The following is a 983-nucleotide window of genomic DNA, read 5'->3' on the forward strand; positions in this document are numbered from 1 at the left end:
AAAAAAATAGAGAAGCAATCAGAAATTTGCACCGTTTGGAAAGAACTATTTAAAATTATTGGGAATTCTAAAGATGCTTTTAACGTCTATGTACAGCGTTTAACGCTAAAACATTTATTGGATCTTGCCAATGTGCATTTGTATCAATTAAACAAACGTTATTCTTTAAAAATGGAAGATTCTTACAAACCAAAAGAAGAGCTGAATTTTAATCTGATAGACCATTATCAAACCGATCAAGCTCGTTTGGTAGATACTTCTAGTGGTGGAGAAAAGTTTATCATTAGTTTGGCTTTGGCTTTAGGGTTGTCTGATTTGGCCAGCAAAAACGTAAAAATAGATTCTCTTTTTATTGATGAAGGTTTTGGAACGCTAGACAGCAATACATTAGAAACCGTAATATCTACTTTAGAAACATTGCAATCTCAAGGAAAAATAATCGGAATTATCTCTCACGTAGAAAACTTAAAGGAACGAATTCCTACTCAAATTAGAATTACTAAAAAAAGCAACGGTGTTAGTGCTGTAGAGATTATATAGAGACACTATCCTAAAATCTGTGTAAGTAACAAAACTCAGGGTTAAATTATTTATAGTTTAATCCTGTTTTCTTAAAATCCTTTTAAATTGTAGATTACCGCGCTTAAGATATTTGCTATTCCAATAGCTGTAATATTAGTTAAGGCATTCATTCAAAAAAAAACAATCAATTCATGCTTCTTGTCACCATGAGGTTGGCAGTAGAACAAAGCTCTCATCGATTCATATGACAAAAATCTACTATATCCCACCATCACGTTTATGCCTAATTACTTCTTCAAAATAATTTAATCTTTTTTGTTATTAATGTCTTCCCATTTTTTATCAGTATGCATCCATTCTTGCATCTTATTGTACTCCTCTTCTACCTTCAAACCTTTCTCTAAGCTTAAATTACAATCAAAACGTTCTAGGTAATTCCATTTACCAAGTCGGTGCATTAT

General features: G+C 31.5%; 1 protein-coding gene. It reads left to right on the forward strand.

Features of this window, described 5'->3' with window-relative positions:
* Window positions 1-540: SbcC/MukB-like Walker B domain-containing protein (locus MPF19_RS19060; protein ID WP_284041597.1), on the forward strand; the 540-nt coding region annotated here is incomplete at its 5' end.
* Window positions 541-983 lie beyond the last annotated feature (443 nt).

It is taken from the genome of Polaribacter sp. Z014, from assembly GCF_023555435.1.
Lineage (GTDB): Bacteria > Bacteroidota > Bacteroidia > Flavobacteriales > Flavobacteriaceae > Polaribacter.